Source organism: Silicimonas lutimaris, from assembly GCF_047314965.1.
Lineage (GTDB): Bacteria > Pseudomonadota > Alphaproteobacteria > Rhodobacterales > Rhodobacteraceae > JAVJUV01.
Genome location: NZ_JBLBVK010000047.1, coordinates 23,591 through 36,728 on the forward strand (window position 1 = coordinate 23,591; position 13,138 = coordinate 36,728).

Sequence of the window (13,138 nt, forward strand, 5' to 3'; positions counted from 1 at the left end):
CGTCCCGGTTGTCGCGACCGCGGTTTTCGTACCCGGAATTGGCGCCGGGCCCGCCCAGTTAACTTGCGCTTCCGGAAAAGCACGCATACTCCGGAATCTGCCGGAAAGGTCCGGATCAGCAAAGCAGGCGGCGAAATGCCAAGGAAAGACAGGATCGACACGTTCGGCACGGTATCCCTTGTGCTGTTCTCCGCGCTTCTCGCCTTCAACCAGGTCGTGATCGCCGTGGTCAACGAAGGGCTTCAGCCGGTTTTCTTTGCCGCGCTCCGCTCGGCCGGGGCGGTTCTGTGCCTCGGCGGCTGGTTCCTGCTGCGTGGCCGGCCCTTCGGGCTCCGCCGCGCGGACCTTGCCGGAGGTCTCTTGCTGGGCGGCTTTTTCGCCTTCGAATTCATCCTGCTCTTCATCGCGCTCGACCTCACGACCGTCAGCCGCGCCAGCATCAACTTCTATACGATGCCGCTCTGGCTGGCGCTGCTCGGGCACTGGCTCATCCCGGGAGAGGCGATCACGCGCACCAAGGCGCTTGGACAGCTTCTTGCCTTTGCCGGTGTTGTCATCGCGATCCTTTATCGGGGGCAGGGTGGCCAGGCCTCGCTTCTGGGTGATCTCCTTGCCCTGGTGGCGGCCATCGGATGGGCCGCCCTGGCCGTCGTGGCCAAGACCCTGCTGAAGGACGTCGCGCCGGACCGGCAGCTTCTTTGGCAGGTGACGGTCTCTGCGCCGATCCTGTTCCTTGCGGCGCCGTTCTTCGGACCCTTCATTCGCGAACTGGAGCCGATTCATCTCTGGGGCCTCGCCTTCCAGATCGTCGTCGTGGTGACGCTGGGCTTCGCCTTCTGGCTCTGGCTCCTCTCGATTTACCCGGCTGCAAGTGTGGCGGCGTTCAGCTTTCTGTCACCGGTGTTCGGTGTGCTATTCGGCTGGGCGCTTCTGGGCGAGCACGTGGGGCTGCCGATCCTGCTTGCGCTCGTGCTTGTCGCGGCCGGGCTGATCCTGATCAACAGGCCGTCTCAAGTCCCGCAGAAGGTCTGAGGCACCACCTCGTCCTGTGTCGGAGGGGTCATCAGATCGGCATAGGGTCCGGGATCGGCAAATGGAGTGGCAAGGGCGGCGTTCAGGCGGTGAAACGGTCCATAATCGCCTGCCACACCGGCCTGGATCGCCTGTTCGATCCGGTGCGTGCGCGGGATTAACCCCGGATTAACCTGTCGCATGGCGTCCAGCCGATCTTCCGGGCTGGACTCTTCCGCGGACAGACGGTCGCGCCACTCCCGTTCCCAAGCATCGAAAGCGTTCCGGTCCATGAACTGGTCCCGTGCGCCGGGTGTTCCCAACGCCCTGAAACTATTTGTGAAATCAGCCTGCCCATTCGCCATTGCGTCCAGCAGGCGATGGATAAGGGCCTCGTCACCCTCGGCTTCGGTTTGAAGGCCGATCTTGGCCCGGAAAACCCGCAGCCATTCGGCTCGAAACAGTTCGGGGAACCGATCGATCGCAGCCTGCGCCGGCTCGACCTCGCCGATCAGCGGCAACAGGGCCGACGCCAGTTGCGCAAGGTTCCACATCGCCACATCCGGCTGCCGACCGAAAGCATACCGTCCATGATGATCAATGGACGAAAAGACCCGCATCGGGTGATAGACATCCATGAACGCGCAGGGCCCATAGTCGATCGTCTCACCCGAGATCGTCATGTTGTCGGTATTCATCACGCCGTGAATGAACCCCAGGCCCATCCATTGCGCGATCAGCCCGGCCTGCCGCGCAATCACACCCTCCAGTAGCCCGAGCGCCCCGTTTGCGCCGGGATCGTGCCGCTCGATGGCATGGCCGGTCAGCGCCTTCAGCGCATCGGTATCCTGCCGCGCGGCGAAGAACTGGAAAGTCCCGACCCTGATATGGCTGGACGCGATCCGCGTGAACACGGCCCCCGGCAGCGGACCTTCCCGCAACACGATATCGCCTGTGGTGACAGCGGCCAGTGCACGGGTCGTGGGCACGCCGAGAGCAGCCATCGCCTCGGACACGATATATTCCCGCATGACGGGCCCGAGCCACGCGCGCCCGTCTCCCATCCGCGAATAGGGGGTGGGCCCCGAACCTTTCAATTGCACGTCGAACCGAGCGCCTTCCGGCGTCACGACCTCGCCCAGAAGGATCGCGCGGCCATCTCCCAGTTGGGGCGACCAGCCGCCAAACTGGTGCCCGGCGTAAACCTGCGCCAGCGGCTCCGCGCCGCCGGGAATGGCATTGCCTGCCAGCGCCGCCACACCCGCTTCCGAGGCAAGTGCGTCCGGGTCAAGGCCCAGCGTCAAGGCGAGGCTCTGGTTTAAAGCGACCAGTGCCGGCGCGCGCACAGGGGTTGGCGCCAGCTTCGTATAAAAGCGGTCCGGCAGCCGGGCATAGGAATTGTCGAAAGGCAGATCGAGGCTCATGACGCTTATCTAGGAGTCCACCGCGCTTATGCCACCCATGTCATCAGCGCGAAGTCCCTGCGCCGGAAACCTGCCCGCCGATACAGCCGCTCGGCAGGGTTGTTCTCGGCCATTTCAAGGTGCATGGCCCTGAGGCCGCTTTCCTTCAATGTTTTCAGAAGCAAATGCAACGCTTCCGTGCCCATTCCCCGGCCGCGCACCTTCTCGCGAACCCATATCTCGTCGATGAAGCCGTCCATACCTCCCAGCTCGATGGACCAGCCGAACGAGACCGCGACATAGCCCACCGGAGACATTTTGGGCCCGATGAACCAGACGGCACCATGGGGCGAACCTTCGAGCAGGGGCTCAAGCGCCGCGCGCCGATGCTCGTCCGAGACGTCGATCCCTTCAGCCTCGTGATAGGCTTGTACCATCGGCATCAGGCGGTCGAGGTCCTGCGGTGCAGCAAGATGCAATACGTGGCTCATCCCAACCTCGCCAGTCTTTCCGTGAGCAGGGCATAGAAACGATCTGCGTCGAGGTGCCCGATGAAAGTCGCGTTCGCCGGACGCAGGCTGACCCGCCACCAGTCGGCGACCGTCATGCCAAGTGTCAGGTCCGAGACCGTCTCGATCTCGACGTTGATGTGCCGTCCCGAGAAAATCTCCGGCTCCAGCAGGTAGGCGATAGTGCAGGGGTCGTGGAGCGGAGCACCTTCCGAGCCGTATTTCTCCTTGTCGAAGCGCTCGAAAAAGTCGGTCCACTCCCCAACCATGCGCCCCACTTCGGTTCCCATCGAACGAAAGGCATCGACCCGAGGACGCGTCGTCAGCGCCTTGTGGGTGACATCCAGCGGCATCACAGTCAGTTTGATGCCGGATTTGAACACGATTTCAGCGGCTTCCGGATCGACGTAAATGTTGAATTCGGCTGCGGGCGTGATGTTGCCCACTTCGAAATACGCACCCCCCATCAGCACGATCTCGGCCACGCGCCCGACGATGTCGGGGGCTTTTTGAAACGCCGTGGCGATATTGGTCAAAGGTCCCACCGGGACCAGTGTGACACTGCCGGAGGGTTCGCGCCGAAGAGTCTCGATGATGAAATCGACGCCATGTCGGTCCTGAAGGGGCATCGTCGGATCGGCCAGTTGGGGGCCGTCCAACCCCGTCTTTCCGTGCACGTGCTCGGCCGTGACCAGTTTCCGGGTCATCGGCCTGTCGCAACCGGCAAAGACCGGGACGTGGGTCTTTCGTGCCAGTTCACAGACGATCCGCGCATTTTTCTGCGTCAGGGCCAGTGGCACGTTCCCGGCCACGGCGACGATTCCGAGAACGTCCAGTTCCTCGGGCGAAGCCAGCGCCAGCAGGATCGCTACGGCATCATCCTGTCCGGGATCCGTGTCGATGATGATTTTGCGCGCTGCCATGCCTTGCTCCCTTCGAGAGTGCGACGATGCCCAAGGGCGCGGGGCTTGTCCAGCGCCGGCTGAGATGGGTCGGCTGATAAGCGAACGCGCGCCCCGTGATGGCGGAGCGCGCGCTTGTCAGGCCGATCTTTGAGGGGTCAGTCAGCCGTCGGTTCCGGTCGCACCGTCAAAATCGACGCGCTCGACCATCTTCAGGGCTTCCGGGCGCTGATCCGCTATGGCAGTCAGGCTTGTTGCATCCGGTACGAAGTCACCCCAGCTTGCGACCCGTTCGCTTGTCGCCGCGTCGGGATGTACGGGGTATTCATCCACTTCGGCGGCATAAATGGCCTGCGCTTCGGGCGAAACCAGGAACTCCATGAAGGCCAGCGCCTGTTCACGATTCGGAGCCGAGGCGGTCATCGCCACGCCCGAGACGTTCACATGGGTGCCAGAGCCATCGGCGAAGGTCGGGAACTCGATGCGGACGGCATTGGCCCAGTCCTGTTGTTCGGGGTCGTCCAGCATCGCGCCCATGTAATAGGTATTACCCAGAGAGATATCGCATTCCCCGGCCCAGATCGCCTTGACCTGTGCGCGGTCATTGCCCTCCGGCTGACGCGCAAGGTTCGCCTTGACGCCCTCCAGCCAGGTTTCCGTGGCCTCGACGCCGTTGTGAGCAATCATCGCGCCGACAAGGCCCAGAGTGTAGACATGGGTGCCCGAGCGGGTGCAGATGCGTCCTTTCCACTTGGGGTCGGCGAGGTCTTCGTAGGTTGTCACCTCGCCCTCGGCGACGCGATCCTTCGAAGCGTAAACGATGCGTGCGCGTGTCGTCAGGCCGAACCACTGGTCATCGATGTCACGCAGGGACGCGGGAATCGCCGCATCCAGAACCGCGCTCTCCACCGCCTGCGTCACACCGGCCTCCTTGGCTTCGGTAAGGCGCGAGATGTCGACGGTCAGGATGATGTCCGCAGGGGACCGCCGGCCTTCCGCCTTCAGGCGTTCGACCAGACCCTTTTCGACGAACGCTACATTGGTCTGAATGCCTGTCTCGGCTGTGAATGCATCCAGGAGCGGTTGAATGAGTTCAGGCTGTCGATAGGAATAAATGTTGACCTCGTCGGCAAAGGCCGGAGCCGCGACGGCGGCTGCTGCGAGAGCGAATAACGTTGTGCGCATCGAACACTCCTTGTTGCGTTTGCCCGACTTAAACCTGAGTCTTTTTGTCGGGTCAATACCTGACAATATTACTTGGTTTAATTTTTCAGCCTTCCTGGAAATATTCTGCGAGAACGAAATGGGAAGCTCCATTTTTTGACAAGCGGGACTCGAAAAGTGCAAAACGATCAACGCTATAGGGGATGGCCTCAAAGCGGGCGAACCTGTCGATCCAACCCTGAATCTTTTCATGCCCTCTCTGATCGAGGTGTTTATGAAGTCGAAAGATGGTGACATGAGGTCTGAAGCGCCGGCGTTCCAGTTCGATGCCGACCATTCGGACAGTGTGTGCAATCCGGGCTTGCAGCGCAACGAGAGTATCTCCGCCGTCTGCGTTCACCGCGATCGCACCGGGCTGCTTGCCGCCAAGCAACGATATTCCGGATAAACGGATTTCAAAGGGATCGAAGCGGATTTCACCCAAATCCTCCGCAAGGCTCCGCAACATCGCTTCGGGCTGATTATCCAGAAAGGCGAGTGTCAGGTGAAGATTCTCCGGCTCCACTGCGCGGGCGATCGGCAAGCCAGTCTGGAGTGACTGCAGTCCCCGGACCGCGTGTTCCGGTAGGGGCAGACCTATGAAACTACGTATCATGCGCCTCGCTCGGCACGTTTGGCATCATTCCAAAGTGCATCCATTTCTTCGAGAGTTGCCTGCTCCGGCCGCCGCCCCTCGGTCGCCAGCGCGTTCTCCACTGAGCGGAATCGCCGTGTGAACTTGGCGTTTGCATCGCGCAGGGCTGTTTCCGGATCGATATCCAGGTGGCGTGCGAGGTTGGCCATGACAAACATCAGGTCGCCGAATTCTTCGTGCAGATGTGCTTTGTCGCCCTTGTCCCGCGCTTCGACCAGTTCAGCGGTTTCCTCGGTGATCTTATCCAGTACCGCGCCGGCATCCGGCCAGTCGAATCCCACTCGGGCGGCCCGTTTCTGCAGTTTGACCGCCCGCATCAATGCCGGCAGCCCCAGAGCGACGTCGTCCAGAACACCGCCGGCATCGCGCCGGGCCCGCTCCGCCGCCTTCACTGTTTCCCAGTCGCGTGTCTGTTGTTCCGCACTTTTTTCACGGCTTTCGTCGCCGAAAATGTGCGGGTGACGATCGATCATCTTCGAAGTCACCATGCGCGCTATGCTGTTGAAATCGAAATGCCCCGCCTCGGCCCCCATCTGACCATGATAGACGACCTGCAACAGCAGGTCTCCCAGTTCGCTTTCCAACTCGCCCCACGCCTCGCGTTCGATCGCATCGGCCACCTCGTAGGCCTCTTCGATCGAGTAGGGCGCGATCGAGCGGAAATCCTGTTCGATATCCCAGGGGCAGCCGGTTTCCGGGTCGCGCAGGCGACGCATAAGCTCCAAAAGCCGCGGGATGCCGTCGGTCACGTCGTAGATCGGGTCGCGTGTCATTGCATTCTTCCGGTTGCTCTGAAACCGTGCTCAGAGGTTTCACGAAGTGGCAAAGGAGTCCACATGCCCGTCCTCAATCGTATCGCCGGATACTCGGATGACATGAAGGAATGGCGCCGCTGGATTCATCAGCATCCCGAGGTCGGTCTTGATTGCCACCAGACGGCTGCCTTCGTGGTTAGCAAACTGCGGGAGTTCGGTATCGAGGAGATCCACGAGGGAATTGCGAGGACCGGCGTGGTCGCGATCATTCACGGCCAGGGAGACGGGCCAACGATCGGTCTGCGGGCAGATATGGACGCCTTGCCCATGACCGAGGAAACAGGGCTGAGCTATGCGAGTAAGCTGCCCGGGCGGATGCATGCCTGCGGCCATGACGGGCACACGGCGATGTTGCTTGGGGCTGCGCGCTATCTGGCGGAAACGCGCCGTTTCCGCGGTCGCGTGGCCCTGATCTTTCAGCCTGATGAAGAAGGTGATGGCGGTGGACGTGTCATGGTCGAAGAAGGCATCATGGAACGCTTCGAGATTTCGAGAGTCTTTGCCGTCCACAACAGTCCCGAAGCCCCATTTGGTCATTTCTCTTTTTGCCCGGGGGCAATGTTGGCGGCGTCCGACGAGTTTGATGTCACCGTATCCGGCGTCGGCGGTCATGCTGCGGCGCCGGAACAGGCCGCAGACCCCATTCCGGCAGCTTTGGCCATGGTCTCGGCATTTCAGACGATCGTGAGCCGCAACCACAGCGCCTATGACCGACTTGTCATTTCGGTGACGACGATTCACGCGGGCACGGCGTCGAATATCATTCCGTCGACCTGCACTTTCGGGGGCACCGTCAGAAGTTTCGACAAGAGCGTGCAGGCGATGGTGATCCGACGGATGGAAGAGATCATCTCAGGCACCGCGGCGGCTTACGGATTGAAAGCCGAACTGGACTTCAGAAAGGGGTATCCGGCGACAGTGAACGACACCCGAGAAGCCGCCTTCGCCGCTGAAGTCGCCCGTGATGTGGTGGGACCTGACGCAGTAACCGAAGATGCACTGCCGGAAATGTATGCAGAGGACTTCGCATACATGCTCGACGCGTGCCCAGGTGCGTATTTGAACCTGGGTCAGGGGCCGACTGCGGCCTGCCACCACCCGGAGTTCGACTTCAATGACGAGATCGCCCCGATAGGAGCCAGTTTCTTTGCCCGTCTGGTCGAACGCGCGCAGCCGGTGTAAGCCCAGCGGAAAGGCGGGAATAGGAGGATTCCATGGGTCTTGAAGACGCTGCGAACGAAGTCGATACGGCCATCACCCGCGACAATCCAAAAGGCCTGTCCTATGAGAATGTCTTCAGCGGCGTCCCGTCCTTTCTTCGTCGAAAACTGACGAAATCTCTCGAAGGGATCGATATCGCTGTCACCGGAATTCCTTTCGACCAGGCCGTGACACATCGGTCTGGTGCCCGTTTCGGGCCGCGGGCACTGCGGGAGGCGTCGACGCTGATGGCGGGCGATCCGCCCTATGGCTGGGGATTCAGCCCGCTGGAGGAATTTGCCATCGCGGATACAGGCGACATGTCATTCGATTATGCCAAAGTTTCCGAGGTCCCCGGACGTATCGAGGCTCACATCGGTTCCTTGATGGATGGTGGAGCAGCCTGCCTGACGCTCGGGGGAGATCATTCTATTACGCTCCCCGTCCTTCGCGCTCATGCGGCCCGCCATGGGCCGCTGGCTCTCTTACAGTTCGATGCCCATTCCGACACTTGGGTGGATAATGATCCAACCCGCGTGGATCATGGCACGATCATATACAAGGCGGTCAAGGAAGGTCTGATCGACGTGGAGCATTCGGTGCAGATTGGTATCCGGGTCGAGAATGAACCCACCCTTGGGATCGAGAGGATCGACGCCCGCAGCGTCCATCGCGAAGGACCGGACAGGATATCCGAGCGGATTCGGGCACGTTTGGGGGATCGCAAGACTTATCTGACATTCGACATCGATGCCTTCGATCCGTCCTGTGCTCCGGGCACTGGGACACCGGTCTGGGAGGGGCTGACCTCGTCCGAAGTGGCTCCAATCCTACGGTCTTTGGCCGGCGTAAATCTCGTTGGCATGGATGTGGTCGAAGTCGCTCCGCCGTTCGATCACGCCAACATGACGTCGATCATGGGAGCGCATGTCGCCTATGAGCTTATCAGCCTTTGGTGCTGGACGCGTCGCTGAAAATCACTAAATGCTTCGTAATGTATTGGAAAGCGGGATGTATTACCTTCCCTGAGGCAAGATAGGGTAACATTCGGATCATTTGGTAAGGCGATGAAAACAGTAATTTTTCTTTTCTTGGCGCTGATTGCCATCGGACTATTCTGGATACGTTTCGCGCCTATTGACCGGGATCGCTGGCACGTCGATCCCGCGGATGCTGGGAACCCGGAAAGGTCCGGCGTACGGTTTATTGGTCGCGATGCGCCGCGTTATCCTGCCGATCCCGAAACCGTTCTTTCGACCTTCGACGAGATTGCGACGGCGGAGCCGCGTACACGGTTGCTCGAAGGAGACATCGACGAAGGGATGCTGACATATGTCACGCGCAGCCGTGTCTTCGGTTTCGCAGACTTCATCACGGTAAAGGCCGTGAGCGAAGGGGATGTGACAAAGCTTTCGGTAATCTCAAGAGCGCGGGTCGGCACCCGTGGATACGATTGGGGCGTCAATGCCGAGCGTCTCGACCGATGGTTGCAGGACATGCGACTGCGGCTTGGAGAGTGACGACGAAAGGCAACCCTCACTGACCTCGCGCCACATCGGCACGTTCAGGGACATCTGGCACTGAGCCATGAATGCGCGCCCGTTTACGAAAAGACAGATCGTCTCGCCAAGTTCGACCCTGGCTCCCTGAGTGTCCGTGCAGTAACAGTCGATTGTCTTGCCGCCGGGACCCTTCACATCGGCATACGCCGCCGACGCTACGAGAAGCGGCAAGAGGGCGAATTGCAACTTCATCATATCATAATAGCATTCAAAGAAACCGCGCGCCAGCTTGACGCCGCACCGATGATCGGCAACAGGAACACATGGTCCCAGAACAGACACTCAACCAGATACGCGAGCGCTTTCAGTTCCTGGAAGCGAAAATGTCGGGTGGCGCCGAGGCGGGAGAAATCGCGCAGTTGGCGCGGGAATATTCTGAGCTGAAGCCGGTCGTTGCCGAAATCGAAGCCTATCGTGCCATGCTCGAGTCGCGACAGGATGCACAAAGCATGCTTGGCGATCCGGAAATGAAGGCTCTGGCCGAGGAAGAGCTTGCCGATTTGAAGGAACGGCTCCCTGAGGCCGAGCAGCGTCTGCGGCTGGCTCTGCTTCCCAAGGATTCCGCTGATGCCCGTCCAGCCATAATGGAGATCAGACCCGGAACAGGAGGAGAGGAGGCCGCGCTTTTCGCAGGCGACCTCTTGCGGATGTACCAGCGCTACGCTGAAGCAAAAGGCTGGAAGTTCAACATTATCGAACTGGCCGAGACCGAGCTTGGTGGGGTCAAGGAAGCTGTCGTCAATGTCTCGGGTGAGGGCGTGTTTGCACGTCTCAAGTTTGAATCGGGTGTGCATAGGGTGCAACGTGTCCCGGAAACCGAGTCGGGTGGACGTATCCATACGTCTGCCGCCACGGTTGCGGTTCTGCCGGAGGCAGAAGAGGTCGATATCGACATTCCGGCGACGGACATCCGGATCGACACCATGCGTGCCAGCGGTGCGGGTGGTCAGCATGTCAACACGACGGATTCCGCGGTACGCATCACGCATATCCCGACTGGTATTGTGGTCACGTCCTCGGAGAAGTCCCAGCATCAGAACCGGGCCATCGCCATGGCGCATTTGCGCGCCAAGCTTTTCGACATGGAACGTCAGAAGGCTGCCGATGAACGCGCGGCCGATCGTAAGTCGCAAGTCGGGTCGGGGGATCGTTCGGAACGAATCCGGACCTATAATTTCCCGCAAGGCCGGCTGACGGATCACCGAATTGGCCTCACGCTCTATCGTCTGGCCGATATCCTGCAAGGCGATCTGGACGAGGTCATAGACGCACTCGTCGCAGAGGATCAGGCAGCCAAGCTTGCGGAGCAGGGGCTTTGACAATCGGCGAAGCTTTACGGCAAGCAGGTAAACGCCTCCAGGAGGCGGGAATCGAGACCGGGCAGGCCGAAGCAATCGCGCTCTGGGGACTGATCGATTCGTCCGCTTTCGTCGATCGCTCTGCAAACGTGGATTCCGAGAAATTAGCGAAATTTCAGTATTTTGTGGATCGACGTGCACGACGCGAGCCATTTTCGCACATCTCCGGCCGGCGGATGTTTTACAAGTCCTCCTTTCGGGTTACGCCGGATGTCCTCGATCCGCGTCCCGATACAGAAACTCTTGTTGAACTGGCGCTGAGCAAGCCCTTCAATCGGGTACTGGATTTGGGAACGGGGTCCGGTTGCATTCTGATATCTCTTCTCATCGAGCGCCCCGAGGCCACTGGAGTCGGTACAGATATTTCCCACAAGGCGGTTCTTGTTGCCGGTGAGAACGCGGCGCGGCTTGGTATGGCAGACCGCCTCGTTTTGCCGCTTTCCGACTGGTACGACGACATCGGAGGCCGGTTCGATCTCATTGTATCCAATCCGCCCTATATCGCCGCCGGAGAGATGGAGGCTTTGCAACCCGAAGTGCGAGACTACGAACCGCGGGCCGCGTTGACGGATGAAGCCGACGGTCTGACCGCATATCGCCGCATATCAAGTCGCGCTCTCCAGCACCTGAAACCTGGCGGACGCTTGCTTGTGGAGATCGGCCCCACCCAAGGAGCCGCCGTTTCAAGCCTCTTCCGTGAGGGCGGACTTGAAAATGTCGAAGTTCACCACGATCTTGACAGAAGAGAACGAGTCGTCTCTGGAGTCGCGCCAAGCGTGTAAATTGGCGGGTTTGTGCCACGAAAGGGCGCAAACCAGCAGAAAATGCCACATGTTCGGTAAGTTTGCGCTTGCCCTGCGGGGACTCACTGGCTAGACCGTTTCTTGCAAGCGGCTGGAGGCCGTGGATCGCTGATTTGGTCCGCTAGCGTATCTCCCCATTTGCACCTTGCCAGACTTGCACGGAGAGAAAGCTCGGCATTGGGCCGAACGCATCAGCCAAGACACCGCGCAAGACCAATTAAAGGCTGTTACAGGACCTTTTATGAGATCTTCCAAGTCACGTTCGCGGTCCAAGGGGAACCGCAACCGTTCGGTGGGTAACATCGTGAACCGCGTCTTTGACTCCTCGGGTCCCGAGGGGAAGGTGCGTGGCACGCCCCAGCAGATTATCGACAAGTACAACCAGCTTGCTCGCGATGCACAGTTGTCCAACGACCGTGTCGCGGCTGAGAACTTCCAGCAGCATGCGGAGCATTATTTGCGCATGCTTTCAGAAGCTCAGCGCGAGATGCAGGAGCGTCAGCAGCAGGGCAATCAAGGGCAGGGTGGATACACGAACAACGGCGCTTCGGATCAGCCGCAGAGCGATCAGGGTTCCGGTGACCGACAGCCGGACGTCTCTGACGATCGCAACGATGGCGGATACGGCGCGAACGAACAGCGCGGTCGGTCCAGTGGCGGTCGTAACCGCGATTCCGTGGCTCCTGCAACTTCGGAAGAGCATCAGAAATCGAGCGATAGCCGGCAAGACATCATAGACCTGGACGAAAGCTCGGACGGCGGATTGGTTGAAACGCCCGAGGACAAGCCCAAACGCAAACGCCGGGCGCGCAGCAAGCCTGAGGACGCGGAACAAATCCCGGCGCAGCCAACGCCGGACGCGGCCGAGTAGCGGGGGTCAGCTCTCCAAGTTCCGAGCAAGGGCGCAAAACCTCTCGAGATCTACGGTCTCGGCCCGGTCGGTCGGTTGAATTCCTGCGGCAAGAAGGCGATCCTCGATATCGGGTCGCAATCCTTTGAGGCTCGCGCGAAGCATCTTGCGTCTTTGGTTGAACGCCTGCGCGACAACTGCCTGGAGCAGTCGGGCATCGGCGGGGAAGCGTGGTTCCGGCAGTGCCTGAAGATGAACGACCGCGGATCGCACTTTGGGCGGCGGCGTGAAAGCCTCCGGAGGCAGTTCCATGACAATCCGCGCAGTGCAGCGCCACTGGGCCAGTACGGCAAGCCTTCCATAGGCCTTGGAACCAGGCTGCGCGACGATCCGTTCCGCCACTTCGCGCTGGAACATCAGGGTCAGGCTATCCCAGAAAGGTGGCCAGTCAGCCGGGTCGAGCCAGCGAGTGAGAAGCTCGGTGCCGACATTGTAGGGGAGGTTTGCCACGATCTTTATCGGCGGCGTCAGACGCTCGGAGGGGTCGAGCGCCAGTGCATCTGCGTTGATCACTTCAAGCCTGCCTGGGTAGGCAGCCGCGATCTCCTGCAGCGCCGGAAGGCAGCGGGCATCCTTTTCGACAGCGAGTACCTTTCTCGCTCCCTCCGCAAGCAATCCTCGCGTCAGCCCTCCGGGCCCCGGGCCAATCTCCAGAACGTCTGCTCCGGTAAGGTCTCCCGCCGAGCGCGCAATCTTCGCAGTGAGGTTCAAGTCCAGAAGAAAATTCTGCCCCAAGGATTTCTTAGCGGCAAGCCCATGTGTCGCGATGACTTCGCGTAGCGGAGGAAGAGAGTCGATTGCGGGCAC

General features: G+C 60.3%; 15 protein-coding genes. 7 read left to right on the forward strand and 8 right to left on the reverse strand.

The annotated features are described in order from the left end of the window. Window positions 1-135: 135 nt before the first annotated feature. A complete protein-coding gene (locus tag ACKLNI_RS09330; protein ID WP_413718793.1) occupies window positions 136-1,032 on the forward strand; it encodes a DMT family transporter in 897 nt (298 codons plus the stop codon). On the opposite strand, the gene ACKLNI_RS09335 is transcribed toward ACKLNI_RS09330, so the two are convergent. The 6 genes from ACKLNI_RS09335 to mazG all read right to left on the reverse strand — a co-directional run bounded on the left by ACKLNI_RS09335 (window position 1,011) and on the right by mazG (window position 6,456). Continuing rightward, on the reverse strand, window positions 1,011-2,435 hold the full coding sequence (locus tag ACKLNI_RS09335; protein ID WP_413718794.1) for a protein adenylyltransferase SelO: 1,425 nt from the start codon (window positions 2,433-2,435) through the stop codon (window positions 1,011-1,013). The genes ACKLNI_RS09330 and ACKLNI_RS09335 overlap by 22 nt on opposite strands. A 26-nt stretch (window positions 2,436-2,461) precedes the next feature. Further along, window positions 2,462-2,905 carry a GNAT family N-acetyltransferase gene (locus ACKLNI_RS09340; protein ID WP_413718795.1) on the reverse strand — a complete coding sequence of 148 codons (444 nt, stop codon included), beginning with the start codon at window positions 2,903-2,905 and terminating at the stop codon, window positions 2,462-2,464. Further along, the gene (locus tag ACKLNI_RS09345; RefSeq protein WP_413718796.1) at window positions 2,902-3,846 is read right to left on the reverse strand and encodes a nucleoside hydrolase; all 945 of its coding nucleotides are present in this window, start codon (window positions 3,844-3,846) and stop codon (window positions 2,902-2,904) included. Before ACKLNI_RS09345 ends, ACKLNI_RS09340 begins: the two co-directional genes overlap by 4 nt. A gap of 141 nt (window positions 3,847-3,987) precedes the next feature. Next, window positions 3,988-5,010 (reverse strand): Fe(3+) ABC transporter substrate-binding protein, encoded by a 1,023-nt coding sequence (locus tag ACKLNI_RS09350; protein WP_413718797.1) that lies wholly within the window; start codon window positions 5,008-5,010, stop codon window positions 3,988-3,990. An 85-nt stretch (window positions 5,011-5,095) separates the two neighbouring features. Continuing rightward, complete coding sequence (gene thpR / locus ACKLNI_RS09355) at window positions 5,096-5,644, reverse strand: RNA 2',3'-cyclic phosphodiesterase (RefSeq protein ID WP_413718798.1); 549 nt, start codon at window positions 5,642-5,644, stop codon at window positions 5,096-5,098. Then, window positions 5,641-6,456 (reverse strand): nucleoside triphosphate pyrophosphohydrolase, encoded by an 816-nt coding sequence (gene mazG, locus ACKLNI_RS09360; protein WP_413718799.1) that lies wholly within the window; start codon window positions 6,454-6,456, stop codon window positions 5,641-5,643. The genes thpR and mazG overlap by 4 nt, the downstream gene beginning before the upstream one ends. A gap of 63 nt (window positions 6,457-6,519) precedes the next feature. On the opposite strand from mazG, the gene ACKLNI_RS09365 reads away from it, so the two are divergent. The 3 genes from ACKLNI_RS09365 (at window position 6,520) to ACKLNI_RS09375 (ending at window position 9,218) form a co-directional block, all read left to right on the forward strand. Next, entirely contained in the window at window positions 6,520-7,680 is a 1,161-nt protein-coding gene (locus tag ACKLNI_RS09365; protein WP_413718800.1) for a M20 aminoacylase family protein, read from the forward strand. 32 nt (window positions 7,681-7,712) lie between these two features. After that, window positions 7,713-8,672 carry an agmatinase gene (speB, locus tag ACKLNI_RS09370; protein WP_413718801.1) on the forward strand — a complete coding sequence of 320 codons (960 nt, stop codon included), beginning with the start codon at window positions 7,713-7,715 and terminating at the stop codon, window positions 8,670-8,672. Window positions 8,673-8,789: 117 nt separating this feature from the next. Further along, on the forward strand, window positions 8,790-9,218 hold the full coding sequence (locus tag ACKLNI_RS09375; protein WP_413718802.1) for a DUF1499 domain-containing protein: 429 nt from the start codon (window positions 8,790-8,792) through the stop codon (window positions 9,216-9,218). On the opposite strand, the gene ACKLNI_RS09380 is transcribed toward ACKLNI_RS09375, so the two are convergent. Then, window positions 9,120-9,452, reverse strand: a complete 333-nt coding sequence (locus tag ACKLNI_RS09380) for a hypothetical protein (RefSeq protein WP_413718949.1) — start codon at window positions 9,450-9,452, stop codon at window positions 9,120-9,122. The genes ACKLNI_RS09375 and ACKLNI_RS09380 overlap by 99 nt on opposite strands. A gap of 71 nt (window positions 9,453-9,523) precedes the next feature. Between ACKLNI_RS09380 and prfA the strand changes: the two genes are divergently transcribed. From prfA to ACKLNI_RS09395, 3 genes are all read left to right on the forward strand, one after another. Further along, window positions 9,524-10,579 carry a peptide chain release factor 1 gene (gene prfA, locus ACKLNI_RS09385; protein ID WP_413718803.1) on the forward strand — a complete coding sequence of 352 codons (1,056 nt, stop codon included), beginning with the start codon at window positions 9,524-9,526 and terminating at the stop codon, window positions 10,577-10,579. Next, window positions 10,576-11,400, forward strand: a complete 825-nt coding sequence (prmC, locus tag ACKLNI_RS09390) for a peptide chain release factor N(5)-glutamine methyltransferase (RefSeq protein WP_413718804.1) — start codon at window positions 10,576-10,578, stop codon at window positions 11,398-11,400. Before prfA ends, prmC begins: the two co-directional genes overlap by 4 nt. Window positions 11,401-11,575: 175 nt before the next feature. Further along, a complete protein-coding gene (locus tag ACKLNI_RS09395; RefSeq protein ID WP_413718805.1) occupies window positions 11,576-12,292 on the forward strand; it encodes a DUF4167 domain-containing protein in 717 nt (238 codons plus the stop codon). A gap of 6 nt (window positions 12,293-12,298) precedes the next feature. Here ACKLNI_RS09395 and rsmA read toward each other — a convergent pair whose 3' ends face one another. Then, window positions 12,299-13,138, reverse strand: coding sequence for a 16S rRNA (adenine(1518)-N(6)/adenine(1519)-N(6))-dimethyltransferase RsmA (gene rsmA, locus ACKLNI_RS09400; protein WP_413718806.1), 840 nt, complete (start codon window positions 13,136-13,138; stop codon window positions 12,299-12,301).

Bases quoted from the DNA above. Each gene is read 5' to 3' on its own strand.
- ACKLNI_RS09380 (WP_413718949.1), bottom strand. From the start codon at position 9,452: ATGAAGTTGCAATTCGCCCTCTTGCCGCTTCTCGTAGCGTCGGCGGCG.
- prfA (WP_413718803.1), top strand. From the start codon at position 9,524: ATGGTCCCAGAACAGACACTCAACCAGATACGCGAGCGCTTTCAGTTC.
- mazG (WP_413718799.1), bottom strand. From the start codon at position 6,456: ATGACACGCGACCCGATCTACGACGTGACCGACGGCATCCCGCGGCTT.
- ACKLNI_RS09335 (WP_413718794.1), bottom strand. From the start codon at position 2,435: ATGAGCCTCGATCTGCCTTTCGACAATTCCTATGCCCGGCTGCCGGAC.
- ACKLNI_RS09365 (WP_413718800.1), top strand. From the start codon at position 6,520: ATGCCCGTCCTCAATCGTATCGCCGGATACTCGGATGACATGAAGGAA.
- ACKLNI_RS09350 (WP_413718797.1), bottom strand. From the start codon at position 5,010: ATGCGCACAACGTTATTCGCTCTCGCAGCAGCCGCCGTCGCGGCTCCG.
- ACKLNI_RS09340 (WP_413718795.1), bottom strand. From the start codon at position 2,905: ATGAGCCACGTATTGCATCTTGCTGCACCGCAGGACCTCGACCGCCTG.
- ACKLNI_RS09330 (WP_413718793.1), top strand. From the start codon at position 136: ATGCCAAGGAAAGACAGGATCGACACGTTCGGCACGGTATCCCTTGTG.
- thpR (WP_413718798.1), bottom strand. From the start codon at position 5,644: ATGATACGTAGTTTCATAGGTCTGCCCCTACCGGAACACGCGGTCCGG.
- speB (WP_413718801.1), top strand. From the start codon at position 7,713: ATGGGTCTTGAAGACGCTGCGAACGAAGTCGATACGGCCATCACCCGC.
- ACKLNI_RS09345 (WP_413718796.1), bottom strand. From the start codon at position 3,846: ATGGCAGCGCGCAAAATCATCATCGACACGGATCCCGGACAGGATGAT.